The organism is Arthrobacter pascens (assembly GCF_017052465.1).
GTDB lineage: Bacteria > Actinomycetota > Actinomycetes > Actinomycetales > Micrococcaceae > Arthrobacter > Arthrobacter pascens.
In genome coordinates this window covers 205,475-231,836 of record NZ_JAFHKT010000151.1, presented here as the reverse complement: position 1 = coordinate 231,836, position 26,362 = coordinate 205,475, and the positions used below count along the sequence as shown (strand labels likewise).

Annotated in this window: 23 protein-coding genes and 1 pseudogene; 12 read left to right on the top strand and 12 right to left on the bottom strand. The window is 67.0% G+C overall.

Annotation, left to right across the window (positions count from 1 at the left end; translation table 11 throughout):
- Nucleotides 1-133: 133 nt before the first annotated feature.
- The 6 genes from bioB to JYA52_RS19215 are packed head-to-tail and all read left to right on the top strand — an operon-like array spanning nucleotide 134 to nucleotide 5,846.
- Nucleotides 134-1,156, top strand: a complete 1,023-nt coding sequence (gene bioB, locus JYA52_RS19240; RefSeq protein WP_205654870.1) for a biotin synthase BioB — start codon at nucleotides 134-136, stop codon at nucleotides 1,154-1,156.
- Nucleotides 1,153-1,431 carry a biotin synthase auxiliary protein BsaP gene (gene bsaP / locus JYA52_RS23155; protein ID WP_443623173.1) on the top strand — a complete coding sequence of 93 codons (279 nt, stop codon included), beginning with the start codon at nucleotides 1,153-1,155 and terminating at the stop codon, nucleotides 1,429-1,431. The genes bioB and bsaP overlap by 4 nt, the downstream gene beginning before the upstream one ends.
- Entirely contained in the window at nucleotides 1,428-2,804 is a 1,377-nt protein-coding gene (locus JYA52_RS19230; RefSeq protein WP_205654867.1) for an adenosylmethionine--8-amino-7-oxononanoate transaminase, read from the top strand. Before bsaP ends, JYA52_RS19230 begins: the two co-directional genes overlap by 4 nt.
- Before the next feature lie 8 nt (nucleotides 2,805-2,812).
- Complete coding sequence (locus JYA52_RS19225; RefSeq protein WP_205655278.1) at nucleotides 2,813-3,970, top strand: 8-amino-7-oxononanoate synthase; 1,158 nt, start codon at nucleotides 2,813-2,815, stop codon at nucleotides 3,968-3,970.
- On the top strand, nucleotides 3,967-4,644 hold the full coding sequence (gene bioD / locus JYA52_RS19220) for a dethiobiotin synthase (RefSeq protein ID WP_205654866.1): 678 nt from the start codon (nucleotides 3,967-3,969) through the stop codon (nucleotides 4,642-4,644). The genes JYA52_RS19225 and bioD overlap by 4 nt, the downstream gene beginning before the upstream one ends.
- Nucleotides 4,620-5,846, top strand: coding sequence for a cytochrome P450 (locus tag JYA52_RS19215; RefSeq protein ID WP_307869457.1), 1,227 nt, complete (start codon nucleotides 4,620-4,622; stop codon nucleotides 5,844-5,846). The genes bioD and JYA52_RS19215 overlap by 25 nt, the downstream gene beginning before the upstream one ends.
- A 57-nt stretch (nucleotides 5,847-5,903) precedes the next feature.
- On the opposite strand, the gene JYA52_RS19210 is transcribed toward JYA52_RS19215, so the two are convergent.
- Together JYA52_RS19210 and JYA52_RS19205 are read right to left on the bottom strand one after the other, a co-directional pair.
- Entirely contained in the window at nucleotides 5,904-8,060 is a 2,157-nt protein-coding gene (locus tag JYA52_RS19210) for an amylo-alpha-1,6-glucosidase (RefSeq protein WP_205654865.1), read from the bottom strand.
- A 144-nt stretch (nucleotides 8,061-8,204) separates the two neighbouring features.
- Nucleotides 8,205-8,975, bottom strand: a complete 771-nt coding sequence (locus tag JYA52_RS19205; RefSeq protein ID WP_205654864.1) for an IclR family transcriptional regulator domain-containing protein — start codon at nucleotides 8,973-8,975, stop codon at nucleotides 8,205-8,207.
- A 240-nt stretch (nucleotides 8,976-9,215) separates the two neighbouring features.
- Here JYA52_RS19205 and JYA52_RS19200 point away from each other — a divergent pair, with 240 nt between their 5' ends.
- Together JYA52_RS19200 and JYA52_RS19195 are read left to right on the top strand one after the other, a co-directional pair.
- Nucleotides 9,216-10,544 carry an MFS transporter gene (locus tag JYA52_RS19200; RefSeq protein ID WP_205654862.1) on the top strand — a complete coding sequence of 443 codons (1,329 nt, stop codon included), beginning with the start codon at nucleotides 9,216-9,218 and terminating at the stop codon, nucleotides 10,542-10,544.
- A 78-nt stretch (nucleotides 10,545-10,622) separates the two neighbouring features.
- Entirely contained in the window at nucleotides 10,623-11,414 is a 792-nt protein-coding gene (locus JYA52_RS19195; protein ID WP_205654861.1) for an IclR family transcriptional regulator, read from the top strand.
- Between the two features lie 26 nt (nucleotides 11,415-11,440).
- Here JYA52_RS19195 and JYA52_RS19190 read toward each other — a convergent pair whose 3' ends face one another.
- Genes JYA52_RS19190 through JYA52_RS19170 form a run of 5 tightly spaced genes read right to left on the bottom strand, consistent with a single transcriptional unit; the run spans nucleotide 11,441 to nucleotide 17,160 of the window.
- A complete protein-coding gene (locus JYA52_RS19190; RefSeq protein ID WP_205654859.1) occupies nucleotides 11,441-12,436 on the bottom strand; it encodes a glycerate kinase family protein in 996 nt (331 codons plus the stop codon).
- Nucleotides 12,433-13,422, bottom strand: a complete 990-nt coding sequence (locus JYA52_RS19185; protein ID WP_205654857.1) for a 2-hydroxyacid dehydrogenase — start codon at nucleotides 13,420-13,422, stop codon at nucleotides 12,433-12,435. The genes JYA52_RS19190 and JYA52_RS19185 overlap by 4 nt, the downstream gene beginning before the upstream one ends.
- Before the next feature lie 2 nt (nucleotides 13,423-13,424).
- Nucleotides 13,425-14,417 (bottom strand): hydroxymethylglutaryl-CoA lyase-like TIM-barrel protein, encoded by a 993-nt coding sequence (locus JYA52_RS19180; RefSeq protein WP_205654855.1) that lies wholly within the window; start codon nucleotides 14,415-14,417, stop codon nucleotides 13,425-13,427.
- On the bottom strand, nucleotides 14,414-15,664 hold the full coding sequence (locus tag JYA52_RS19175) for a CaiB/BaiF CoA transferase family protein (protein ID WP_205654853.1): 1,251 nt from the start codon (nucleotides 15,662-15,664) through the stop codon (nucleotides 14,414-14,416). The genes JYA52_RS19180 and JYA52_RS19175 overlap by 4 nt, the downstream gene beginning before the upstream one ends.
- Nucleotides 15,665-15,714: 50 nt before the next feature.
- Nucleotides 15,715-17,160, bottom strand: coding sequence for a GntP family permease (locus JYA52_RS19170; RefSeq protein ID WP_240460543.1), 1,446 nt, complete (start codon nucleotides 17,158-17,160; stop codon nucleotides 15,715-15,717).
- A 187-nt stretch (nucleotides 17,161-17,347) separates the two neighbouring features.
- Here JYA52_RS19170 and JYA52_RS19165 point away from each other — a divergent pair, with 187 nt between their 5' ends.
- Nucleotides 17,348-18,286, top strand: a complete 939-nt coding sequence (locus tag JYA52_RS19165; RefSeq protein WP_205655276.1) for a 5'-3' exonuclease — start codon at nucleotides 17,348-17,350, stop codon at nucleotides 18,284-18,286.
- Between the two features lie 31 nt (nucleotides 18,287-18,317).
- Here the strand turns inward: JYA52_RS19165 and JYA52_RS19160 are convergent, their stop codons facing one another.
- Nucleotides 18,318-19,184, bottom strand: a complete 867-nt coding sequence (locus JYA52_RS19160) for a LysR family substrate-binding domain-containing protein (RefSeq protein WP_307869456.1) — start codon at nucleotides 19,182-19,184, stop codon at nucleotides 18,318-18,320.
- Between JYA52_RS19160 and JYA52_RS19155 the strand changes: the two genes are divergently transcribed.
- The 3 genes from JYA52_RS19155 to JYA52_RS19145 all read left to right on the top strand — a co-directional run bounded on the left by JYA52_RS19155 (nucleotide 19,147) and on the right by JYA52_RS19145 (nucleotide 22,664).
- Entirely contained in the window at nucleotides 19,147-19,533 is a 387-nt protein-coding gene (locus JYA52_RS19155) for a DUF5997 family protein (protein ID WP_205654850.1), read from the top strand. The genes JYA52_RS19160 and JYA52_RS19155 overlap by 38 nt on opposite strands.
- 364 nt (nucleotides 19,534-19,897) lie before the next feature.
- Complete coding sequence (locus JYA52_RS19150) at nucleotides 19,898-22,186, top strand: fibronectin type III domain-containing protein (protein ID WP_205654848.1); 2,289 nt, start codon at nucleotides 19,898-19,900, stop codon at nucleotides 22,184-22,186.
- 175 nt (nucleotides 22,187-22,361) lie between these two features.
- Nucleotides 22,362-22,664, top strand: coding sequence for a DUF4193 domain-containing protein (locus tag JYA52_RS19145; RefSeq protein WP_205654846.1), 303 nt, complete (start codon nucleotides 22,362-22,364; stop codon nucleotides 22,662-22,664).
- A gap of 7 nt (nucleotides 22,665-22,671) precedes the next feature.
- On the opposite strand, the gene JYA52_RS19140 is transcribed toward JYA52_RS19145, so the two are convergent.
- From JYA52_RS19140 to JYA52_RS19125, 4 genes and pseudogenes are all read right to left on the bottom strand, one after another.
- Nucleotides 22,672-23,448 (bottom strand): SDR family NAD(P)-dependent oxidoreductase, encoded by a 777-nt coding sequence (locus JYA52_RS19140; protein ID WP_205654845.1) that lies wholly within the window; start codon nucleotides 23,446-23,448, stop codon nucleotides 22,672-22,674.
- A gap of 27 nt (nucleotides 23,449-23,475) precedes the next feature.
- Nucleotides 23,476-24,855 (bottom strand): MFS transporter, encoded by a 1,380-nt coding sequence (locus tag JYA52_RS19135; protein WP_205654843.1) that lies wholly within the window; start codon nucleotides 24,853-24,855, stop codon nucleotides 23,476-23,478.
- Between the two features lie 122 nt (nucleotides 24,856-24,977).
- Nucleotides 24,978-25,921, bottom strand: a pseudogene (locus JYA52_RS19130) (PHP domain-containing protein).
- Between the two features lie 44 nt (nucleotides 25,922-25,965).
- Entirely contained in the window at nucleotides 25,966-26,343 is a 378-nt protein-coding gene (locus tag JYA52_RS19125) for a VOC family protein (RefSeq protein WP_205654841.1), read from the bottom strand.
- Between the last annotated feature and the right edge of the window lie 19 nt (nucleotides 26,344-26,362).

Genomic DNA, 26,362 nt, shown 5'->3' with positions numbered 1-26,362 from the left:
GTGAGGACGCGCCCCGGCCGCCGCCAAAGCCCGGGCCGCCCATTTGTAGACACTCCACAAAATCCCGTCGTCGTGGGGAAACTAGCGTCTGCTGTGAGGCATATCCGCAGCCAGCCAGCGCAAAGGACCATCAATGACGATTCAGGCAGCACTCCCCGCACATTACGAAATCCTCGAAACCGCCCGCAGACAGGTCCTCGAGGAGGGCCGGGGCCTGACGCAGGACCAGCTGGTGGACGTCCTGCGCCTACCGGATGAAGCCATCCCCGCGGCGCTGCAGCTCGCCCACGAGGTCCGGCTGCGCCACTGCGGCGAGGACGTCGAGGTGGAAGGCATCATCTCCATCAAGACCGGCGGCTGTCCCGAGGACTGCCACTTCTGCAGCCAGTCCGGGCTCTTCGACTCCCCCGTCCGCGGGGTCTGGCTGGACATCCCCGAACTGGTCAAGGCGGCGAAGGAAACGGCCGCCACCGGTGCCACGGAGTTCTGCATCGTCGCAGCGGTCCGTGGCCCCGACATCAAGCTCATGAACCAGATCAAGTTCGCGATCGACCGCATCAACGAAGCCGTGGACATCAACATCGCCTGCTCACTGGGCATGCTCACCCAGCGCCAGGTGGACCAGCTGGCAGAGTGGGGCGTGCACCGCTACAACCACAACCTGGAAACGGCGCGCAGCTACTTCCCGGAGGTGGTGACCACCCACACCTACGAGGAGCGCCTCGAGACCTGCAACATGGTCAAGGCCGCGGGCATGGAGCTGTGCTGCGGCGCGCTGATCGGCATGGGCGAATCCCTGGAACAGCGGGCCGAACTCGCGGTCCAGCTTGCCGCGCTCGAGCCGCACGAGGTTCCGCTGAACTTCCTGAACCCGCGGCCCGGGACCCCGCTCGAGAACCAGGGCATCATGGACGGCAAGGATGCCCTCCGCGCCATCGCCGCCTTCCGGCTCGCCATGCCGCGCACCGTCCTCCGCTATGCGGGCGGGCGCGAACTGACACTCGGCGATCTCGGCACCCGCGAAGGCCTCCTCGGCGGCATCAATGCGGTCATCGTGGGCAACTACCTCACCACCCTGGGCCGCCCCGCCACGGCCGACCTCAACCTGCTGGTCGAGCTGAACATGCCCATCAAGGAATTCCAGAAGTCGCTGTGAACGGGGTTTCGACAAGCTCAACCACCGGGGTATCGAGGAGGCAGCCACCCACCGGGGCTTCCACGCACTCAACGGCCGGCGAGTTTTGCGGGCACTGCGGCGAACCGTCCGACGGCGGCGCCGGCCCGACGTCGGACGCTCACCGCTGCTGCGGCGAGCGCCTCGCAATGGAGCCGCCGCGCTACTGCGCCGCCTGCCGACGCCGCATGAAGGTCCAGGTCACGCCGCTTGGCTGGACGGCGCAATGCTCCCGCCACGGGGTGCTTGTCCCATGACGGGCGTGACACCGAGGGGCCTCACCCAGCGCGACCGCGCACGGCTGTGGCACCCGTACGCGCCGGCTTCCCCGGACCTTCCGCTGTGGGAAGTGGAGTCGGCCGACGGCGTGCGGCTGCTGCTCCGCGGTGACGACGGCAGGCAGCACGAGGTGGTGGACGCGATGTCCTCGTGGTGGTCGGTGATCCACGGCTACCGCCACCCTGTGCTGGACGCCGCCGCGAAGCGCCAACTGGACAGCTTCAGCCATGTGATGTTCGGCGGCCTCACCCATGGCCCGGCCGTGGAACTCGCCGAGCGCCTGGTCGACATGGCGCCCTCCGCGCCCGGCCGGTCCCGCCTGGAGCGGGTGTTCCTCGCAGACTCCGGTTCGGTGGCCGTGGAGGTTGCCCTGAAGCTGGCGGTGCAGTTCCAGACCGCGTCCGGGCACCCACAAAGGCAGCGGTTCCTCAGCCTTCGCGGCGGGTACCACGGCGACACCTTTGCAGCGATGGGCGTTTGCGATCCCGTGGACGGCATGCACTCCGCCTTCCCAGGACTGCTGGCCGGCAACGTATTTGCCCCCCGTCCCCCGGCCGCTGCTTCCGCGACTCCCGAAACGGTGCAAGCGTGGGCAGCTGAGCTCCGTGACATCACGGCGGCGCATTCCGGTGAGCTGGCCGCGATCATCGTCGAGCCGCTCCTCCAGGGCGCCGGCGGCATGCACGCCTACCCCGCCGAATGCCTGGCAGTGCTGCGGCAGGAAGCGGACCGGCACGGCCTGCTGCTCATTTTCGATGAGATTGCCACCGGTTTTGGACGCACGGGCGAGCTGTTCGCTGCCGATCACGCCGGCGTCGTGCCGGACATCATGTGCGTGGGCAAGGCCCTGACCGGCGGGTACCTGACCCTCGCCGCCATGCTCTGCACCGAGGACATAGCCGCGGCCGTGTCCGGCGGCCAAGCGGGTGCGCTGCTGCACGGCCCCACGTTCATGGGCAACCCGCTGGCGTGTGCGGTGGCCAACGCCAGCCTCGGCATCATCAACGGCGGCGGCTGGCGTGCCGACGTCGGCCGGATCGCTGCCGGCCTGGAATCTGGGCTCGCCCCCGCCCGGGAACTCGAGGCTGTCCGTGATGTCCGCACCATCGGCGCCGTCGGGGTCATTGAACTGCACGACGCCGTCGACGTCACGGCGGTCACCGCCGCTGCCATCCGGCAGGGTGTCTGGGTCCGCCCCTTCCGGAACCTCGTCTACACCATGCCCCCGTACATCAGCACCGCGGCTGACGTTGAACAGATCACGGCAGGCATGACGGCGGCCGTCGCCGAAGTCCATGACCGCGTCCCGGCACGCACGTGCGTCCCAACAAGATTGGGAGGTGCGGCATGAGCGCCTCGATGACCCACTGGCTCCAGCGGCAGGCCGCAGTCCGGGACCGCGGGGGCCTGGTCCGCCGCCCGCTCCCCCGCGCCGCGGATGAACAGTTCATCGATCTGGCCAGCAACGACTACCTTGGCCTGTCCGCAGACCCGCGGCTCACGGATGCTGCCGCGGCGGCCGCGTCGCGGTGGGGCAGTGGCGCCACCTCCTCCCGGCTGGTGGCCGGGACCACCCAGCTGCACCTGGACCTCGAGCAGGAGCTCGCCAGCCTGGCCGGCATGGAGACGGCGCTGGTGTTCTCCTCCGGGTACCTGGCAAATATCGGTGTGATTACCGCGCTCGGCGGCCCGGGGACGCTGATCGTGGCGGATGAACAGTGCCATGCCTCGATGATCGACGGATTCCGGCTCAGCCGCTCACGCATGGAATCGTTCACGCACAACGACCTCGAGGAAGCCAGCCGCCTGCTGGCTGACCGGACGGAGCCTCGGGCGCTGATCGCCGTCGAATCCCTGTACAGCGTGCTGGGCGACGAAGCCCCGCTCGTGGACCTGCTGGCACTGGCCGAGCAGCATGACGCGGTGCTGCTGGTGGACGAGGCACACAGCCTTGGCGTCACCGGCACCGGTGACTTTCAGGGGCGCGGTTCGGTGGCCGGGACAGCCTTGGCCGGGCATCCGAACGTGATCGTGACCGCGACGCTGTCCAAGGCCCTGGGCAGCCAGGGCGGAGCCGTCCTGGGGTCCCCCCTGCTGCGGGAGCACCTCATCAACCGTGCCCGGAGCTTCATTTTCGATACCGGCCTGGCGCCCGCCTCCGCAGCGGCAGCCCTCGCCGCGGTGCGGATCGTCCGCGACGAGCCCTGGAGGGCCGGAACAGTCCACAGCAACGCTGCGGCGCTTGCCGCCGGACTCGCCCCGGCCCTGGCAGCCCTCGGCGCCACCGTCTTCCCGACCGCGGGCGCCGTCCAGTCCATCGCCATGCCGTCCGCCGAATCTGCCCTGGCAGCAGCCGAAGCCGCCCGAGCGGCCGGCGTCCGCATCGGCTGTTTCCGTCCGCCGTCCGTTCCGGACGGGGTCTCGCGCCTGCGGCTGACCGCCCGCGCCACCCAAACACCTCGGGAAATCGACGACAGCTGCGCGGTGCTGCGCAGCATTTTGGAGGAACTTCCATGAACCTGCCCCGCATCATGCTGGTCACCGGAACGGACACCGGCGTCGGCAAGACCATGACGACGGCGGCCCTCGCCGCCGTCCTCCAGGGCACGGGGCGCAGCGTCGCGGTTTACAAACCGTGCCAGTCGGGCGCCGCTGACGGCGATTCCGACGCTGCCGAAATCGTCCGCCTCGCCGGCGCCGTGACGGCGGAAACCGGAGTCGTCCTGCAGGAGCCGCTGGCCCCCGTGGCGGCTGCCGCCGTCGACGGAACGCCGCTCCCCCGCGTGGCTGCGCACGCTGAGAAGGTCCGTGACCTCGCCACATGCCACGACCACGTCCTGGTTGAGGGCGCGGGCGGCCTGCTGGTGAAGCTGGACAGCGACGGCGGCACCCTGACGGACCTCGGGGCGCTGCTTGCAGCGGCCTTCGTGCTCGTCGCCCGGCCGGCTCTTGGCACGCTGAACCACACCGACCTGACCCTCGAAGCGCTGGAGTCCAGGAGCCTTCAGGTCTTGGGCGTCGTGCTCGGCAGCTGGCCGGTCGACCCGGATTTTGTACACATCAGCAACCGGCAGGTGCTCGGATCGCTGCGCGTGCCCTTCCTCGGCGCCATTCCCGAGCGGGCCGCGGCGCTCTCCCCGGCCACGTTCCGTACCGCAGCAGGCACATGGCTGAACGGGCTGTCCGCATGAGCCGGGCCTTCCCGACCGCAGAACCTGCGGAGCTGCTGGCTGATAGCCCGGAGGCGGCGGAACGCACCGGCCGGGCCCGGTGCCCGTACCTGATGGTCCGCGACCCGGAGGTTGTCCGGGAAGCCCTGCACCGACCGTCCGATTTCAGCCCCGCGAATGCCCTGATTGCCGTAACGCCTCTAGCGGGGCCGGCCCTGCGCGTGCTGCAGCGCGTGGGCTTCGCGTTGCCTCCGGTGCTCGCCAGCAACGACACAGACACGCATGCCGGGATCCGGAAGATCGTGGCGGGCTATTTCACCCCGGCGAAGGTCGCCGCCATGGAGCCGCGCATCCGGGAACTCGTACGGGAAGCGGCAGGGAACGCAGCCGACCAGCTCACCCATTCCGGCAACGTGGACCTCGTGCAGGCGGTGGCGGCCTTCCCGCCAGCCGTCATCATGCTTGAGCTCCTCGGGCTGCCCGTCCGGGACCTGCCAGCCCTCAAGACGTGGGGCCTTGACTCCATGGAACTGTTCTGGGGCTGGCCCGGCGAGGACCGGCAACTGGAACTGGCCCGCAGCGCTGCTGATTTCTACGTCTGGCTGCGCCAACTCGTCGCCGAATCCGTGGCTGCCCCCGGACGCAACCTGTTCAAATCGCTGTCCGAACACGGCCTGTCCACGCCTGAGATGTGTTCGCTTGGCTACTTCCTGCTGATCGCCGGCCAGGAAACCACCACACAGCTGATCAGCACCACCCTGTTCCGGCTCCTGCAGGGATCCGCGCCCCTGGAGTGGAAGGACGCCGCCTCCGAGGAAGGCTCCAGGTCCATTGTCAGGCACGTGCTGACCACCGAATCATCTGTCCCCACGTGGCGCCGGGTGGCCGCGCAGGACACCCTGCTTGGCGGTGATCTGATTCACGCCGGCACCGAGATCCTCCTCGAACTGAGCGGGAACCACATCACGGCGCCGGCCGGTCCCGGGCCGTCCTTGTCCGGCCGGCCGGTCCGGGACAGTCCGTCCCCGTACAGCCTGGTTTTCGGGTCTGGCATCCACCGGTGCCTCGGGGCCAAGCTGGCGGAACTCGAGGCGTCCGTCATAGTCCAGGAAACCGCCACCGCACTGCCGGGAATCCAGCTTCGGGACCGGGAGCCGGAATGGATCCGGCTGCTGTCCTTCCAGGCGCCCCGGACCGTCACCGTAACGAACAGCCCGGGCTGACTTGCCCGGCGCCCCGGCCCGCATGGCTTATTTGCCCATATGGCTAGGAACCGCGGTTTAGGCCTTTCCGCGCTGTCTGGCTTGTTCCACGAGATCGGCCGCCCACGGCCGCTTTCCGTGGTGGAACAGCATGCCCTCGGGCAGGCCTTGGATGGTCGCCGTCGTACCCGAGATATCGATAGTGATCCTGCCGTTTGCCATGGGGGCGTTGGTGATGTGCAGGTCTCCGTAGGATTCCGGGAGCACCGGATCCATCCAGAGGCCGCCTCGGGCAACGTCGGCGTAGTAGCCCATTAGGCCCTTGACCAGCTGGATGGGGGTAGTGGCGGCCCAGGCCTGGGGCGAGCAGGCCGTGGGATAGGGAACCGGCTCGTCGAATTGCTCCCGGCTGAAGCCACAAAACAATTCTGGCAGCCGCCCTTCCGAATATTCGGCCGCTTCCAACAGGGCCGTGGAGATCCTCTGCGCCTGCTCGACAAAGCCGTAGCGCAGGAGTCCGGCCGCGATGATCGCATTGTCGTGCGGCCACACCGATCCGTTGTGGTAGCTGGCGGGATTGTAGGCGCCCATGTCACTGGCCAAAGTTCGCACGCCCCAGCCGCTGAACATCTCGGGAGACATCAGCCGCTCCGCGACCAGCGGGGCCTTGTCCTCATCGATGATGCCAAACAACAGGCATTGCCCCATGTTGGACGCGCATGCGTCGACAGGCCGCTTCCGGCCGTCCAGGGCGACGGCGTAGTAGCCGCGGTCGGGCAGCCAGAACTGTTCGTTGAACTGCCTCTTCAACTGTGCCGCGCGGTCCCGGTACTCGGCCGCCAGGGCCATGTCACCGGCGTCGTAGGCTATCCAGGAGCGGGCCAGATAGGCGCTGTAGACGTAGGCCTGCACTTCGCAGAGTGCGATCGGCGGCTCGGCCAAGGTGCCGTCTGCAAAGTTGATGCCGTCCCAGGAGTCCTTCCAGCCCTGGTTGATCAGCCCCTGGTCATTGAGGCGTTGGTACTCGACGAAGCCGTCGCCGTCCTTATCGCCGTAGTCCCGGATCCAGGCCAGCGCCCGGTCAACGTGCGGCAGCAGGGCCGTGACGGTTTCGGGGGCGAATCCCCAGCGGCTGACTTCCCCGAACAAGGCCACGAACAGCGGCGTGGCGTCGACGCTGCCGTAGTAGGCAGATTTGCCGCCCAGGGCCAGCCCGCTTGAGACATCGAGCCTGACCTCGTGCAGGATCTTTCCCGGTTCCTCCTCACTCATTTCATCCACGACGCGGCCCTGGCGGTCGGCCAGCGTCTGGATGGTGCCGAAGGCCAGTGATGGATCAACCGGCAGCGCCATAAGGGAGGCCCACAGGGAGTCCCGGCCGAACAGCGCCATGAACCAGGGCGCGCCGGCGGCCACCACGATCCGGTCCGGGTGGTCGGGGTCCTCGATGCGAAGTGCGCCCAGGTCGTCATAGCTGCGCCGAAGCGTCCGCTCGATGGAGCGGTTGCCCATGCGCAGCACCGGAATCTTCGAAACCCACTCCTGGCGGCGGAGGTCGCGCGGAGATAGTTCGCCGGCGTCGGGGCGAACAAAGGGTGCCGCGGTACCAGTCATGTCGGTGGTCGGCACCGCACTAACGGTTGCGCTCCATTGCCCGTGCGGTGGGACTAGGATGCGGTACGTCAGGGCGTCTGGTGAGGCAACTGCGCCGCTGGCGGACACGACGACGCCTTTCCGAATGCCCTGCCAATCGGCCCGGATGGTCAGCGCGTCGCCGTCCGCCTGGCGGGACTCAGTCCAGCGCCGTCGGATGCGCGCCTCCTTCACCTCGAAGAGGTCAGCGAAATCCGCGTCGACTCTGAGGGAGACCACGCATTCGGCCGGGGCCGGGGCGTAGTTTCTGACGGTGATCTGCTCCAGGATCCCGGCGCCCACCTCGCGGAGGCGTTCGACAATCAGCGGGCTGTCCGCGTGCCCGTCCGGGCGGGGGACACGGCCGGCAAACAGGCCACGGTACGGTTCCTTGGTTTTGGCCGCCAGCGGCTCCAATGGAGCTCCATTAACGGTCAGACGCCAGCCGGACAGGATACGGGTGTCCTCATAGAACACCCCGTGCGGGTGTTCCGGATGGATGTCGCCATTCGCCGAGGAGATGCAAAAGGATGAGCCTTCCACCAAGGTGATGGAGCCAGGCCCCAACGGCCCGGCAGCGATGTCAGCATTCCATCCGGTCATCCTGGCTCCTCCGAAGGGCTGACCTCACCGGCCTGACGGGGCAGCGCTGCGCGCACCCGGCCAACCTGCCAGCCACCTGCTCAATCGACGCTACGCCTGTGTGCCAGATGATGCCATAGGCCTTTGGGCGTGACGGGCGGCCGGTCAGGACGGGCGGCCGCCGTAGTCCAGGCCTATTTGGCGGGCCGCCTCCTGCAGGTGGGGGACCACTGTCTTTTCAATGGTGTCGGCCGGCGCGCGGTGGGTCTGGAGGGACACGTTGACCGCCGCAACGGTGTCTCCGCCGCTCGGAACGGGGACTGCCACGCCGCGCAGGCCGTCCTCAAGTTCCTGGGAGACCATGCCCCATCCCCGGCTGCGGGCCAGGTCCACTTCTTTCCGGAGTTCGTCCAGGCTCCCGACGGAATGCTCCGTGAAGCGCTCCAAACTTACTCCCCTGATATAGCTGTCCAGTTCAGGCTCCGGGAGTGCCGCCAGCAGAACACGTCCCATGGACGTGGCCCAGGCCGGGAACCGGGTGCCCACGCTGATGGAGACACTGAGCAGGCGCGGCGAGGGTACGCAGGCCACGTAGACGACGTCCTGCCCGTCGAGGATGCAGAGGGAGGTGGTCTCGTTCAGGTCCGCTGCCAGGGATTTGAGGTGGCGCTCTGCGATCCGGGGCAGGGCGAGGTTGGCCAAATAGGAGCTGCCGATCTCCAAGGAGCGCGGGGTCAGCTCGAACAAGGGCCCGTCGGCGCGCAGGTACCCCAGATCCGTCAACGTCAGGAGGAACCGCCGCGCGGAGGCCCGGGTCATGTCGGAGCGGGAGGCAATCTGGGACACCGTCAGCCGGGGATGGTCGGGGTCGAAGGCGCGGAGGACGTCAAAGGTCTTCTCAACCGATTTCACATAATATGCCGCGTTGTCCGCCATGGACGTCGTGCCTCCTGAGACTGTGCACCTGGTCCGCTGCCCGCCACGGCATGCGCGGTGCAGGCTTGCTTCTCCATGGTATCCGGCGAGGAAGAACGCCGATTGTGAGTCAGCTCACGAGGGGGTATGCTTTTCATAGTCGCATACCGCACATCTGTTCGCTATACGCACAAATATAGAACACAAACACAGAACCGATCCCTCAGAAGCACCGTCTTTCAGTGTGGAAGGACCCTCCTCATGACAAACCTTGCAGCCACCCCCACGGCTTCAGTGGCAGAACGCAAACTCAAACGCGCCAAGAAGGCCGCCCTCGCAGCCTTCCTCGGCGGCGCGCTGGAGTACTACGACTTCTTCATTTACGCCACCGCGGCGTCGCTGATCTTCTCCAGGATCTTCTTCCCCTCCGGCGACCCCACCATTGCCCTGCTGGCCTCCTTCGCCACCTTCGGCGTGGCGTACGTTGCCCGCCCGTTCGGCGCAGTGGTGTTCGGTCACCTGGGCGACAAGATTGGCCGGAAAAACACCCTGGTGCTCACGCTGGTGCTGATGGGTTCGGCAACCTTCCTGATCGGCGTCCTGCCGGACTTCAACACTGCCGGCTACTGGGCGCCGGCGCTGCTGGTGGTCCTCCGCCTGATGCAGGGCCTGTCCGCCGGAGCTGAGACCGCCGGTGCATCGGCCCTGTCAACTGAAGAAGCACCCGAAGGCCGCCGCGGTTTCTTCGCCAGCTTCGCCATGAGCGGCATCTCGGCCGGCATCGTCCTGGCCTCCCTCGCCTTCCTCCCCGTCGCCGCCATGGGCGAAGCGGACCGGCTGGCATGGGGCTGGCGCATCCCGTTCTGGCTCTCCCTGGTCGTGCTCATCGTGGCCTACATGGTGCGCCGCTCACTGGATGAACCGGAAGTCTTCGAGGAAAAGCACGACCACGGCGAACTGGTGAAGCTTCCCTTCGCCAAGATGTTCAAGACCCATCCGGCCCAGTTCTTCCAGGTCGCCCTGATGTCCTTCGAAACCGTGACCAACACCTTCATGCAGTCCTTCGGCCTGGCCTACGCCGTTTCCGTCGGCGTTCCGGCCTCCACCATGCTGTGGGTCAGCATCGTGGGCAATATCATCGCCATTGGCTCCCAGCCGCTGTTTGCCCGGCTCTCGGACCGGTTCGGCCGCCGTCCTGTCTTTATTACCGGCGTCCTTGGCTCAGGCGCCATGATCTTCGTGTACTTCTCGGTCATCTCCACCGGCAATGTCGCCATGATCTTCCTGACCAGCACCCTGATCACCGCAGGCACCTACTCGATGTCCAACGCCATCTACCCGGCGTGGTTCTCTGAACTCTTCAACGTCAAGGTCCGCTACTCCGGGATGGCCATCGGCCTGCAGATCGGCATCCTGTGCGCGGGCTTCACGCCGCTGCTCGGGACCGCCCTCGTCGGCGCCGACAAGGCCAACTGGGCACCCGCCGCCTGGATCGTCGCGGCCTCCTCGGTGCTGGCCGTGGCCGGCGCTCTGTGGGCCCGGGAAACATCCAAGACGCCGCTTCGGGAACTGGGCAACCCGGTTCCATAGCAAAGTGCAAGGCCAGGATCATGGAGAGCTGGAGAGAAGGATTGGACCGGAATACTGCCACCGTCTAGCGTGAGTCGTATGTCGGCGGCCGATGCATCAGCGAAGTCCAGCAGCAACCCTTTGCTTGTCCTCGGAAAAATAACATCGATCCTGGACGCTTTCTCGCTCTCCAGGCCGGTGCTGTCGCTGAGCGATATCCGGGAGTTTACCGGCATGCCAACGTCCACGGTCCAACGGCTTGTCACGAACCTGACCTCCCAGGGCTTCCTGGACCGGGAGGAGGACGCGTACCGCATCGGAATGCGGATGGCGTACTGGGCGGCTCCTGCCACGCGCGGCATGGAAGTCATCGACATCCTCAGCCCGTTGCTCAAGACGCTCCGGGACACCACCGGCGAGACCGCCTGCTTCTTCAAGGCGGAGCAGCATTACCGGGTGTGTGTGGCCATGGCGGATACCCGCCATGCGCTCCGCCGCGAGATGCACCTTGGCAAGGTGCTGCCACTCCACGCCGGTTCGGCAGGACGGGTATTACTGGCCTGGGATCCAGAACTCAAGGATGCCGTCCTGCGGGATCCCTTGGAGCCGATCACCGAATCCACCATCACCACCTCTGAAGATCTGGAGACCGTGGTGAAGAAGACCCGGACCGACGGGTTCGCCATCACGGTGGGTGAGCGTGAAGACGGAGCGTCCGGCCTTTCTGCCCCGGTCTTCGATTCCGCGGCGGGATTGGTCGGGGCCGTGACCATCAGCGGGCCCACCTTGCGGATGCCGCTGGAGACCTGTGAGGCGTGGGTGGAGCCGCTTCTTGCCACGGCGGAGCACATGACGAGACTGATCGGCGGCCGGTTTCCTGGCGAGGTGTAGCACCCGCCAGGAAATCGCAGCGCCCGTCAGTGCAGCCCGAGCCGGGAGGCGGAATAGCCAGCGACCGACCTTCCCGCCGCAAACATCGCCGCGGAGTCTGACGCGACGATGATCTCGCTGAAGTTCCCGGCATACGATCCGAGGTCTTCCGCCACGGATCCCACCACGGCGACCACCGGGATGCGCCGGCCGGATTCCTGCACCCGTTCCAGGATGGCGGAGATGATCTTGCCCTGGCCGGTCTGAGAATCGAGCTGGCCCTCACCGACGACGACGGCGTCGGCGGACGCCAGGCACCGGTCGAAGTTCACGGCATCCAGAACGGCCCCGGCCCCGGAGACAAGCTCCGCGCTGAAGTGGGCCCACAGTCCGCCGGAAAGCCCGCCCGCTGCGCCGGTGCGGGGCACGCCGGCCGGGTTGCGGGGATACGAACCGGCCAGCTGCCGGAGCCGCTGCTCCAGCACCTCGATCTCGGCCGGGCCAGCACCTTTCTGCGGCCCGAAAACCCGCGGAGCATCCAGAAAAGTCGTGGTGACATCGGACAGTACGGTAATCCGGGCGCCCCTGAGGCCGCCGCCGTCATGAATGGCCTGGACAGCCCCGGCTCCGCCGTCGGTGGTGGCCGATCCGCCGGCCGCCACCATGATGTGCGTGGCGCCTGCATCTATCGCGGCGGCCACCATCATGCCGGTTCCGTAGGTACTGGCCAACACCGGGTCACGCGGCCGGCTGCTGGGCACCGTCAGGCCGCTGGCTTGCGCCAGTTCGACGACGGCGGTTCCGTCCGCAGTTAGTCCGATGGTCACCGGGATCGGCTCACCCCACGGGTTCTTCGCCTGGACTGCCACGGCTGAGGCGGCCAGACCGCGGCACAGCGCGTCGAAGGTTCCTTCCCCTCCGTCGGCGACGGGCAGCTGCACGGCCTTCCCGCCGGCATCCCGGACACCGGCGGCGATGGCCGCTGCGACCTCCGCTGCCGAATACGTCCCCTTGAAGCTGTCCGGGGCGACAAGGACGGTCATGCCCTGGCCAGGTGGTTGACGGGGTGGGGCGGCGTGCGTCCTTCGGCAATGGCGACGGCGTTGAGCGCGCTGAGCCGGGCCATTTCGCTGCGGACAGCGACGGTGGCACTGCCCACGTGGGGCAGCAGCACGGTGTTGGGCAGTTCGGCCAGCCCCGCGGCGAGCCGCGGCTCGTCCTCGAACACGTCCAGGCCGGCACCGGCGATGGTCCCGTTCCGCAGGGACTCCACGAGGGCGGACTCATCCACGACGGGCCCGCGGGCGGTGTTGATCAGGATGGCATCCGGTTTCATCCGCCCCAACACCTCGGCGTCGACCAGATGGCGGGTCTGGTCGTTCAGCGGCACGTGCAGGGACAGGAAGTCACTGCGTGCCACGAGCTCGTTCCACGCCACCTGCCGGACTTTGCCGGCGAACTCGCCCAGTTCCTGGTCGCTGACCGGCCTGTCTCCCGGGGGCCGGGGAGAGAAGAGCACCTCCATCCCGAAGCCCAGGGCGCGGCGTGCGGTGGCGCGGGCGATCCGCCCGAATCCGGCCAGGCCCAGCACGGCACCGGAGACGTCCCGGCCCAGCAGGAGCTCCGGCTCCCAGCCCAGGAATTTGCCGTCGCGGACCAGCCGGTCGGCTTCCACCACGCGGCGGGCGGTGCCGAGGATGAGCAGCATGGCGATGTCCGCCGTCGCGTCCGTGAGCACGCCCGGGGTGTTGCCCACCAGGATGCCGTGCCGCGTGGCGGCGTCGACGTCGATGTTGTTGTACCCGACGGCGAAGTTGGAGACGCCTTTCACGCGGGCGTCCGCCAGGAGTGGCGCGTCCACGACGTCGCGCAGCTGGGTGAGCACGACGTCATACTCGCCCGAGGCGCACAGCGCCGCCAGGGTCCCGTAGTCCGGGGGCTCGGGCAGCACGGTGACGCGGCCGGCATCGGAAAGCAGCTGCAGGCCCGGGTCCGGGATCGCGGTGGTGACCAGGAAACTGTTGCCCACGCTTACTTGCCTCCAGTGGTGCAGGGTGTGCCGGCAGCAGTGCTGTCGGACGGGATGACCCAGCCGAAGGCCTCGGCCTTGGAGCGGGCGCCCTGTGCCGCCTTGGAGCGGTTCGGTTCGCCCAGTTCGGCGAGCAGCTTTTCAGAGAGGATCACGAGCTCGGCGAAGGTGTCGGTGGTCAGCCAGCCGGGTCGTGTGGCGAAAAGGATGTCCTCGCTGGAGGTGTTGCCGCTGGCACCTGGGGCAAACGGGCAGCCGCCCAGTCCGCCGAGTGCGCCGTCCACCATGGCCGCGCCTGCCTGCATGGCGGCGAGGGTGTTGGCCACGCCCAGGCCCCAGGTGTCGTGGCCGTGGTAGACAATCCGCCGGGCCGGGGACTCGTCCCGGACCCGGGCGATCAGCCCGGACACTTGGGCCGGGATGGCTTGACCCAGTGTGTCGCAGAGGACGATGTCCGTGGTTCCCTCGGCGCGGGGGTCGTTGGCGATGGACAGGACGCGTTCCTCGGGGACGGTGCCTTCGAAGGGACAGGTGAACGACGTCGCGATGCACAGCTGGATCTGTCCGTTAACCGCCTTGGCGTACTCCACGGCCTGGGGCAGCGCGGCGAGGCTTTCCTCGGTGGTGCGGCCGATGTTCGCCTTGTTGTGCGAATCCGACGCCGAGAGGCAGTACTGGAAGTTCCGCGCGCCCGCGGCCGCGGCCTTGGCCACGTGGCCCGGCGTGGCTACCCAGATCCAGCACTTGTCCAGTTCCTCGGGCGTGAGGGCCCGGACCACGTCCAGGGTGTTGGCCATGGTGGGCACCAGGTCCGGGCGGGCCATGGATCCCAGTTCGATGGCGGGCACCCCCAGGCGGAGCAGTTCCCTGACCGTCTCGATTTTCCGCTCGGTGGGCAGGACTTTCCCGGTGAGCTGGAGCCCGTCCCGCAGGGTGACGTCCCTGAGGATCGTGCTGCCCAATGTTGACGCGAGGTTGTTGGAGTAGTGGTTCATGCCTGGAGTGCCTCCTCGCGGCCTGACGCCGCACTGATTTCTGCGGGGTCCATGTCGAGGAGCCCGGTGAGGATTTCTGCCGTGTCTTCGCCGAGGTCCGGTCCAAGGTTGCGGATGGGGAGCGATTGATCGCCAATTACCGGAACGATGCCCGGGAAGCCCACGCCGGGGAGGATCTCGTCTCCGGTGGAGACATCGAATTTCTGGATCATGTTGCGGGCCGCGTACTGGCGGTCGCTGCTGATGTCGGCCGCGGTGTAGATGGGGCCGGCGGGAACGCCTGCGGCGTCGAGGGCCTTGAGGGCGTCCGCGGCGTCCAGGCCTTGGGCCCAGGCACCGATGGCCTGGTCCAGTTCCTCGCGCCGCGCCCAGCGGCCGGCGTTGGTCTGCAGCGACGGGTCCGCGGCGAGGTCGGGACGTCCGATGGTGTCCATGTACCGCTGGTAGATCGAGTCTCCGTTGCCGGCCACGACGATGCTGGCGCCGTCCCTGCAGAGGTAGGCGTTGGACGGGGCTATGCCTTCCATCCGGCCGCCCACGCGCTGCCGGTCCACGCCGTACGCCTGGTAGTCCGGAATGAGCGATTCCATCATGGAGAACATCGCCTCGTGGAGCGCGACGTCGATGACGCGCTCGGTGAGCGGCACGGCGCCGGCCGCGTCCCGGCGTCGTGCTTCCCTCTGGTAGAGGCTCATCATGGAGCCGAAGGCGGCGTAGAGGCCCGCGATCGAGTCTCCGATGGAGACGCCCACCCGGACGGGCGCGCGGTCCGGGTCGCCCACGAGGTTCCGGAACCCGCCGTAGGCTTCGGCGACGGCGGCAAAGCCGGGCCGCTCGGACAGCGGGCCCGTCTGCCCAAAAGCAGAAATGCGGGTGATGATGAGTTCCGGATTGGCTTCGTTGAGCACTTCGGGCCCGAGGCCCCACTTTTCCAGCGTTCCCGGCCGGAAGTTTTCCAGCAGGATGTCGGATTTCGCGGCGAGCCCAAGCACCGCCTGCTTGCCGGCCTCGGTTCTCAAGTCCAGCACCACGGACTTCTTGTTGCGGTTGATGGTGCGGTACAGCATGGACGTATCGCCCTTGTGCAGGCGCCAGTTGCGGAGCTCGTCGCCGGTACCCGGCCGCTCAACCTTGATCACTTCGGCGCCGAAGTCGGCGAGGAGCCTGCCTGCCGTGGGCGCGGCGATGTAATTTCCGAGCTCCAGGACGCGAATACCGTCCAGCGGCGCGATTCGTGGCTGTGTCATGGTTTCTTCTTCTTTCGTAGGCATACGCCGGGAACGGGCTTCGGTTCCGGTCAGAACAACAGGCTCATGGGCAGGATCAGCAGAATCGCGACGACGGACGCCACCGAGACGCCGACGGTCACCGATTTCAGCGCACCCCGTACGCTCTGGCCCAGCAAGGACTGAAGCAGCCAGAAGGTGTTGCTGGTGACGTGGACCATGAAGAGCGATCCGGCGCCGGCCGCCAAGGCCAGCAGCACAGGGTCCAGGCCGATGGCCGGAGCGATGGGAGCCAGCAGCCCCGCGGCCGTGATGGCGGAAAGCGTGACGGAGCCGACGGCGATGTGGAGCACAGCCGCGATCGCCCAGACCACGAGGAGCGGGGCAACGGTGCTGGCGGAGAAGAACCCGCCGAGGATGTCGCCGAGACCGGCCGCGGCAACGGTGGCGGCGAGTGAGCCGCCCACGCCGGTGAGGATCAGGATCTGTCCGCTCTCCTTGAAGCCCACCGCAATGGCCTCCTCGACACGCTTCTGTCCGATGGCGGACCGCGTGACCAGGCAGGTGCCGATCAGGCCGATGAGCAGTGCAATGACAGGCTCGCCCAGAAGCTGCAGCCAGGGCATGTCGATCTTAAGGATCTGCAGGATGGCGCCGGCGCCGATGAGGAGCAGCGAGGTCAGGAGCGGGGCAAACAGCACCATCAGCGGAAACTGCTTCCGTTCGCGTTCGGCGACGGCGACCGCCGCGCCGGCCAGTTGTGCCCCAGGGCCGCCGGAGCCCGGCGTGTGGCCGGATGAAGCGGTTGCTGGCGCCGCACCGCCGTCGGGCTCTTCCTCTTCGCCTTCCCGGTCTTCCTCCGCAACGAAGGTGTGGTCCTCGTCTTTCTCTTCGTTCCAGAAACCGCGGCGGAAAAGGAACGTCATGATCGCAATGGAGATAACGATGGTCGGGATGACCAACAGCAGGCCGAACAGCAGCATTTTCCCAAGCGGCACGTTCAACAGGCCCGCGAGCGCCAGGGATGCAACACCGGGAACCGTGAAAACGATGCCGCACTCGAGGGCGATGGCCATGGCCGTGGCCATGCGGGCCGTGCCGAGTTTGCCGATTTTGGGTGCCAGTTTGCGCGCCAGCGGGGCCGAGATGACGAGCAGGACGTCCAGGAAGATGGACTGCAGGACCGTTCCGATGGCCAGGCCCATGGTGTACGGAAGGCGTTTGGGGCCGAAGGTGTTCAGCAAGTGCTCCACGAGGCGCCGGATGGCGCCGCTCTGGTTAAGGATGGAGCCCATCAGGACGCCGAAGGCGATGAGCAGGCCGACGTCCACCATGATTTCGCCGAAACCGGACGTGATGGTCTTGACGGTCTCTTCGACGCCAAGGCCCACGGCGAGGCCGAGGTAGACGGAACTGATCACCAGGGCGATGACGGGGTTGACTCTGAAGCGGACGATCAGCACAACGGCGGCTAGGACCGCCACGGCCGTATTGATCAGGACAGCTATGTCTGACATGGGGGGAATCCGATCGTTGGGCCTTCCACATTGAAGGCTGGGAACAGATGCGTGCCGTGAGGAAGGACACATTCGCTCATCCCATATTATGGGTTTAAGTTCATAATGCAAGATGTGGCGCCAATCTTCTTGATGAAAGTGTCGGGACGGTCCACCACCACCGGGCGTATCCGTGTCAGGATCAGTTATGCCCGACCGCCTGATGCTGCTGGACACCGCGTCGCTGTATTTTCGCGCCTTCTACGGCGTGCCCGACACGATCCGCCGCGCCGACGGCACCCCGGTGAACGCCGTCCGCGGCCTCCTCGACATGATTGCCCGGCTCACCACGGACTACGACGCGACGCATCTCGTGGCGTGCTGGGACGACGATTGGCGTCCGCAGTGGCGGGTCGACCTCATCCCCACCTACAAGTCGCACCGGGTCGCGGAGGTGCTGGCTGGTTCCCCCGACGTGGAGGTGGTGCCGGACGCGCTCGAGGTGCAGATTCCGATGATCCGCCGCGTGCTTGACCTCGCCGGCATCGCGGTCGTGGGGGCCGCCGAGCATGAGGCCGACGACGTCGTGGGCACTTACGCCAGCCACGCCGACCTCCCGGTTGACGTGGTGACCGGCGACCGCGATCTCTTTCAGGTCGTCGACGACGCCCGCCAGGTGCGGGTGATCTACACCGCGCGCGGCATGCGGAACCTCGAAGTGGTGACCGACGTGGTTGTCGTCGGCAAGTACCGGGTGCTGCCCGAACAGTACGCCGACTATGCGACTCTCCGCGGGGACGCCTCCGACGGACTGCCGGGCGTGGCCGGCATCGGCGAGAAGACGGCCGCCTCGCTGCTCGGGGAGTACGGCACGCTCGACTCACTGCTCGAGGCGACGGCGGATTCAGGAAGCGCGCTGTCCGCATCCGTGCGGGCGAAGCTCGCCGCGGCCGCCGGCTATCTCACGGTGGCTCCCGCCGTCGTGAAGATTGTGCGCGACCTCGAACTGCCGAGCCTCGAGGAGGCCGGCGCACGGCTGCACCCTGTGGTCGGCGAATCGCGCACGGAACTCGAGCGCCTCGCCACCGAGTGGAACCTCGGCGGCTCGGTCAGTCGGCTCCTCGATGCGTTCGACCTGCGCCGGTGAGGTTTACCTGGTGAGGATTAACATGCGGGTCTTAGCGCTTTCCTTTTTTCCGTGAGCCCTTGCCGCGGCCCTTGTCCGGGTTTGGGGCATAGCGCTGAGCCACCTTGGGCTTCTTGGCTCCGGTCCCGCGCCGGTCCGGCTTCGGCTCCTTCTTGGGCTTTTCCACCTTGGCGGACGGCTGCCGGGAGCTCTGCGCGGTGCGCCCGCGGACAATGCCGATGAACTCCTCGATCACCTCGTCCGTGGCATCACTGGGCCAGGCCAGGGCGATCTCGGTGCCCGGCGCTCCGGTGAGGCGGCGGGCCACGGTGTCCTTGACGTTAAAGTGCCGGGCCACGGACATCGGCAGGACCAGCAGGCCTGCCCCGGAAGCCACCACCTGCAGGGCGGTTTCCGGGCCGCCAAGCCCGTCGGCGTCGAGGAAGGTCTCCTGTGCGAGGTCTTCGAGGGCCACTTCCTCGAACACGGAGATCTCGTGGCCCTTGGGCGCCACCACCACGGGCTGTTCCTCGTACAGGGGAATGACGTTGAGGCCCTCGCGGTCCACGGGCAGGCGGACGAAACTGAGGTCCGCGGATCCGTCACGCAGGACCGACACCTGGGCGCCGCCGTCGGACATGAACGAGCGCAGCGGAACATGGGGCATCCGCTCTTCCCAGCGCCGGATCCACTTCCCCGGCGTGACGCCGGCTACGTAGGCAAAGCGGAGCTGCCGCTGCTCGGGTTCCGGGGCGGCGGGGGCAAACGTGGATTCATCTTCGGCGGGCACACGTTCACAGTACGCCAGTGGCGCCGGTGGGCTGCCGGTGCCGGTCTTGCCCTTGGTGCGCTGCGCGCCGGCAGCCGGATACCCTTGAAGCATGACCTCTGCTAACTCCCAGTCCATGAAGCCGGCCACCGTTGCCAAGAAACTTGGCATCTATCTGCCTGCAACACCCCAGGAGTTCCAGGATTCAACCATCACGCGAGCCGAGTTCGCCGAGCTCCAGGCCAACCCGCCGGAGTGGCTCGCCGAGCTGCGCCGCAACGGCCCCCACCCCCGCCCGGTGGTGGCGCAGAAACTGAACGTCTCCATCAGCGGCCTCGCCCGCGGCGGTGTTGAAGAGGCGCTGACGACGGCGGAAATCACCGCGCTGTTGCAGGCTCCCCCGGCGTGGCTGGTCACCGAGCGCGCCACGCACGCGGCAGTCCGCGCCGAGGCGCAGCGCGTCAAGGATGAAACTGCCAAGAAGGCCCGCCAAGACTGAACCGGGCTGAACTGGGCTGAACTTTGATTCTGCAGCACAGATCCCGTCCCTGCCCTTGGAGAAACCCGGCATGCTGATCCCCCACCCTAGGGGACCGCGTGCAACGGGGTGGCGGCTCCGTGCGGCGCGCGGGGTTCCGGCCCCAAAAAGGCCGACAGCACGCCACATTCCGGACGTCGCAGCGAGAGCCGACTGCCGGATTTGCCGCGCTCTCCCTCAAGCCCCGGGGGGACCATGGGCACCGCCAATGCGGTGGTTGGCGGCCTTCGAAGGCCCCGAGAGGCACAGCATTTCCACAACCCGGATCACCAAATCTGTGGTTGTGCGCGAAGGTCTTGCGCATCTCTAAGTCGATGGGGTCATCATGAAGCCAGCACAATGCAAGCCGGGTGCATACGCATCTCTCCTGCCCGGCACCCGAAGGGCAGGGATCGTTGCCACCGTTTCGGCGGTAGTTTGCGCATCGTCCATCCTCGCCATTTCACCAGCCAGCGCCGCCGTTCCCGCTTTTCCCGACAACCTCGTGGTCTTTCCCGACCGGGACTTCGTGACCATTGAGGGATACCAGGACCGTGTGGGACAAACGGCAACCGTGGAGGTCACGCGGCCCAATGTCGGAGTCATCGGCTCCGCCCGCAGTGAGGTTGCCGCAGGGGATGTGGCCTTCGAAATCAACCACCCCGGCGGGGTCTGCTGGGGAGCGGGCACGGGCGTGAACGTCACTCCCGATATCCGCCCCGGGGACGTTGTCTCGATCAAGTTCGACGGTGAAGCGGCGTCCGCCGGCGAAGCCAAGGTCCAGGACACCTACGTGACCGCTGCCTCCGAGCGCAGCGGCAACACCGTCACGGTCAAGGGCTATCTGGGGAACGGGGTCAGCCCCGACCAGCTGGAACAGCGCATCATTGAGCCCGCCCTGAAGGACACCGGAGTGGGCCGTCGCGACGTGCGCGCCCTGCCCGGTCCACTGACGCCCTCCGACAATGGTGGCTATTCGTCCGGCCTGGACATCTCCGGAAACACCTTCACCGCCACCTATGTCTTCGATGAGCAGGCAGCGGCTGAGCTGGCCGCCAGCGCGGCAGGCGCCCGCTCCATGGCATGGGAACTGACAGATGTGGACGGCAACCGCCAGGGCCTGACCATCTCCGAGTACGGCGAACCCGGCGGCCCCGGAATGGGCGGCTGCCCCAACGGACCGCTGCAGTCCGGCCCTGCTGCCCCGTCCAACATCACGGCGGCCAATGTGGCCGGAGGCATCAAGCTGAACTGGAAGCCCGCAGTGGCCGTTCCGGGTACGCCGGCCATCACCGGCTACCGCGCCGTGGCAGTGGGCAAGACCGAGACCCTCAACGAGAAAGAGGAAATCGGCAAGCGGATCTCCGGAGCGGGAGCCACAGGAACCACGATCACCGGGCTCAAGTCCGGGGAGCAGTACGACGTGTTCGTCGTGGGTGTGAGCAGTGTGGGCGAAACATTCCCGGCAGCTCACGCCGTGCCGCAGACGGACAGCACCGCGCCGACCGTCACGGCATCACCCAATGGCCTGACGTCGCCTGTCCCGCAGACCGTCACATTGGCCGCCAGCGAGACGGGCAGCGACATCTACTACACCGTCGACGGTTCTGATCCGGTTGTCTCGGGCGGCGGCCTCGGGGATCAAGCCATTCGCTACGAAGGACCCCTGAACATCACCACCACGACAACGCTGCGCTTTGCGGCATTCGATCCTTCCGGCAACGTCTCGCAGATCAGCGAGGCAACCTTCACCATCACCAACGATCCTGTTCCGGCAGCACCGGACGCCCCGACCGCCGTGGCCGGCAAGGGCACCGCAGCGCTGTCCTGGAACGCTCCGAATCCGGGAGCGGAGGGCCTGAGCATCAGCGAGTACTCAGTGCAGGCATACACCTTGGATGGCGCCGCGTTCGGCGCAGCACGGTCCGCCGGCACCGCCACCACGTTCACCTATGAGGGACTCGCCGCCGACACCGCCTACCAGTTCACGGTGAAGGCAAAGAACGTCAACGGCTGGGGCGCGGAATCCAACAAGAGCGCAAGCATGACCGCTGAAGGCGACATCGTGGCCAAGGCCGGTCCGGACCAGGCGGTCGCCCGCCGGACCACGGCCACTACCGTGACGCTGGACGGCACCGGCTCCACCACTACCGGCGCCACCTACCTGTGGGAGCAGATCCCCACCGGGACCACGGACCCGAACAAGGTGACCCTTGCCGGCGCCACCACTCTGAAGCCGACGTTCAGCCTGCAGGTCTTCAAGTACCCGATGACCAACAGCCCGCTCACGTTCCGGCTCACGGTCACGGCCGGCGGCACGGTGAAGACGGATGAGGTCAGGGTGACGCCCGTGCCGGACCGGGTGACGGTCAGCAGCGCACAGTGGAAGAGCGGCGACTTCCGGATCTCAGGCACCGGCTCTGTCATTGGCGCCACGGTAACGGTCCGGGTGGGCGGTCCCACGGGCAGGTCGCTCGGACAGGTGGCCGTCACGGCCGCCGCTGCACCGGCCACGGGAGGCGAGTTCAGCCTCAGGCTGCGCAACGCCGCCGCCGGCACCACCAACCCAGGCTCCATCTATGTGGAGTCCACGGTGGGAGGGACTGCCGGACCCATCCTGGTAACCAACAGGTAGCACCAGTCCACTGCACGGGTCCGGTGGTTCCCCGCACTCAGCGGGGAACCACCGGACTCCGTTGTTTTTCCGAAAATTCCGCCAGCAGCATCTGCGGGAATACTTCGCGGACCAGTAGAGTTGATGCCTGCGATTGAGTGCCATCCCGGCCCTCATGAGAAGGAGTGAAACCACCATGGCAACCGACTACGACGCACCGCGCGTCAGCCAGGACGAACAGCCCGGGACCGAATCGCTCGAAGCGATGCAGGCCCAGCGCGGCGGATCCCAGACCGCGCTGCTGGACGTCGAAGAAGCGGACACCGCGGAAGGCATCGACCTCCCCGGCGCCGACCTCTCCCACGAAGAGCTGCTCATCCAGGTCATCCCCGTGCAGGATGACGAGTTCACCTGCATGTCCTGTTTCCTGGTCCACCACCGCAGCCAGCTCGCGCGGGAAAAGAACGGAAACAAGTACTGCTCGGAGTGCGAGGGATAAACGGCCGTCAGGAAATCTGCAGCCCCCCGTTGATGTCGTAGGTGGCCGCCGTGATGTAGCCGGCGTCCTCGCCCATCAGGAACACCATCAGCGCGGCGATGTCCCGCACGGTGCCCACCCGGCCCACCAGGATATCCGCGGACATGGCGGCCTTGCGCTCATCCGTCAGCGTTCCGCCCATGATGTCCGTGTCGACGGGGCCGGGCGCCACGCAGTTGACGGTGATGCCGTGCTGGCCCATCTCCCGGGCCAGCGCCCGGGTGAAGCCGATAATGGCCGCCTTCGAGGCGCTGTACGCCACCTTTGAGTAAGTTCCGCCTCCGCGCTGGGCGGAGATGGAAGACACACTGACGATCCTGCCTAGCCTGCGGTCGATCATGCCCCTGAGGACGCGCTGCGTGACCAGGAACGTGCCGGTCATGTTGATCTTGAACACCCGCTCCCAGGCATCGAGTGTCTCGTCCATGAACTCCGTGGGTGAACTGATGCCCGCCAGGTTGGCAAGGCCAACGATCGGCGGCAGGCTGGACTCGACCTCGTCGATGGCGGCGTTGACGGCGGCCTGGTCGGAGACGTCCGCGCCCACCCCGACCGCCTGGACGCCGTAGACGGCGGCAATTTCCTCTGCCGCTTTCCTGGCCGCGTCGCCGTCAACGTCCAGGATCGCAACCGACCAGCCCGCGCTGGCGAGCATTTCCGCCGTCGCCCGTCCGATGCCGCGCGGAGAGGCGGCGCCGGTCAGCACCGCAGTCCGCTCGGCCGGGAACGTTTCGTGATGAACCATGTTCCTCAGCCCCTCGTCGCCTGGTTGTCAGCTCTTGATATCGAACTCGTCGGCGGCAACAGCTTCCTCACCGACCGTGGCAGGCGTACCGGGCTTCACGTGGCCCTCCGGGCGCTTGCGCGCGTAGAGGAACGTGGCCACCGAAGTGATGGCGAGGCAGGTCGCCAGGAACACGAGGCCAGAGCGGTTGTCGCCCGTGGCGTCGTTGAACAGGCCCACGGCGTAGGGAGCCACGAATCCGCCCAGGTTGCCCAGCGAGTTCACCATGGCCAGGCCGGCTGCCGCCGCCGCGCCCACCAGGGCCGTCGAGGGCATTGCCAGGAACGGCGCAATGGCGGAGTAGATGCCCATGGCCGCCAGAGTCAGGGCGACCAGGGCCAGGACCGCATTGACCTGCACCAGGAAGCCGGCGGCGAGGAGGCCGATGGCCGCCATCACCATGCTGATGCTGGCGTGCATGACCCGGTTGCCCGTGCGGTCGGAGCGCCGGCCCCAGAAATACACGAAGACGGCGGCGATGGTGTACGGGATGGCCACAATAAAGCCCACCTCCGTGGTGGTGAACTTGCCCAATGCCGCAACAATGGTCGGCATCCAGAGACCAAGGCCGTAGATGCCGCACACCAGGCCGAAGTACAGCGCCGAGTAGGCGATGGTCCGGGGGTCCTTGAGTCCGGCCAGGAAGTGGTGCGGCTGGCCCTTCTGCTTGTGGGCAAGCTCGTCATCCATGGTTTTGGTCAGCCATTCGCGCTCATCGGCGGCGAGCCAGTGCGCATGGCTCGGGCGGTCCGTCATCAGGATCGGGGTCAGCAGGCCGAGGATGATGGCCGGAATGCCCTCGATGATGTACAGCCACTGCCACCCCTGCAGGCCCATGATCCCGTCCATCTGGAGGAGCAGGCCCGACACCGGAGCACCCAGGGCGTTGGAAATGGGCTGGGCCAGGATGAAGATGCCCAGCACGGTGACGCGCTGCGCTGCCGGGAACCACAGGGTCAGGTAGAACAGGATGGCGGGGAAGAACCCTGCCTCGGCCGCACCCAGCAGGAAACGGATGATGTAGAAGGTTGTCTCACCGTTAACGAGGGCCATGGCCGTGGCGAAGATGCCCCAGGAGATGAGGATGCGCGCGATCCACTTCCGGGCGCCGAACTTGTACATGCCGCCGTTGCTCGGGATTTCCAGCAGCGCGTAGCCCAGGAAGAAGATGCCGGCCCCGAGTCCATATGCCGACGCGCTGAGCCCGATGTCCTCGCTCATGGTCAGCTTCGCGAAGCCGACATTGTTCCGGTCCAGGTAGGCAATGAAGTACAGCAGGACGATCAGCGGCATCAGGCGGTTGCGCACCCGACGCAACGTTCTCTGGCCCAGCTCGTCCAATTGGTTAGCAGGATTCATGGAAGTCATGGCGCACCTCGCTGTGGGGAAAATGCCCGCCGGGGTTCCTGGGCGGAACAATTAAGGTTTACCACTCTGCAACGTAATAGTCACCATGCTTACCAACTGCCGTTTTCCGCCGTATCAGCAGGTCAGCACCCGGATTCCAGCCACTCCTGCAACCGCCCCAGTGGCCATGTGGTGATGATCCGCTCTGCCGGTACCCCGTTCCGTTCGGCCCGCTCGGCGCCGTACTGCAGGAAGTCCAGCTGGCCGGGAGCATGGGCGTCGCTGTCGATGCTGAACAGGCACCCGGCATCAAGCGCCAGCCGCATGAGGTTGTCAGGGGGATCCTGCCGCTCGGGACGGGAATTGATTTCGACGGCGACGCCCGCCTCCGCGCACGCGGCAAAGACCCGTTCGGCGTCGAACTCGGACTCCGGCCGGGTCCCCCGGGAACCCTGCAGCAGGCGGCCCGTGCAGTGCCCCAGTACGTTGGTGTGCGGGTCCCGGATGCCGCTGAGCATCCTGTCCGTCATGGTGCGCCGGTCCGAGCGGAGCTTTGAGTGCACGCTGGCCACCACGACGTCGAGCCGCTCCAGCATGTCGGGCGCCTGGTCCAGCTCCCCGTTTTCCAGGATGTCCACCTCGATCCCGGACAGCAGCCGGAACTCCGCGCCGTCCTGGCGGGCGTGTGCCGCGTTGACCGCGGCCACGGCCTCAAGCTGGTCGCTGAGGCGCTCGGCGCTCAGTCCGTTGGCGATCTTGAGGTTCGGGGAATGGTCCGAAGATCGCCCCGGAGCTGGGGGCGCAGTCCGTTGCCGCCCGCCGCGAGGGGTTTCGCGCCGCTCTGCCTGAGCTTGTCCAGATAGTCGGGCACGGCGCCCTCAACCGCCTGCCGGATGACCTGGAACGTGGTGTCCCCGATGCCCTTGGTCCGTTTCAATCTTCCGTCCCGGACACGCTCCGCGAGATCGTCGGCGGCGAGGTCCCCAATAACGCCGGCAGCCTTCCGGAACGCCTGCACCTTGAACGTGGGCGCGGCGCTGCGTTCCAGCCAGAACGCGATCTCATTCAGGGCGTCAACGGCGTCCATTCAGTCCCTTCCGCGGGCCGTTCCGGCGCCACAGGCAGCGGCCGTCAGTCCTGGTGCAGCTGGATGTAGTTGCCGCAGCCGTCATCGAACACGGCCGAGGTCCCGGATGGATCCTCCGACGGTTCGCCCTGGAACCGGACGCCGGCGTCGGTGAGGCGCTGGTACTCTGCCCGCACATCAGGAACGCCGAACACGATCGCCGCGAGCCCGGCGTCGTGCAGTCCCTTCATGTACGCTGCGGCCACCGGGTGGTCGCTCGGCTCCAGCAGCAGCCCCACGCTGCCCGCGTCACCGGGATCCTTCACAATAAAGAGGTTGTGCTCGGGCATGGCCATGAGCGTCTCGAAGCCGAGGGTCTGCGTATAGAACGAGTGCGCTGCCTGCGGGTCTTGGACGTGGATGCTGCACATTTTGAGTCGCATGCCGCCAACGCTACGCCGC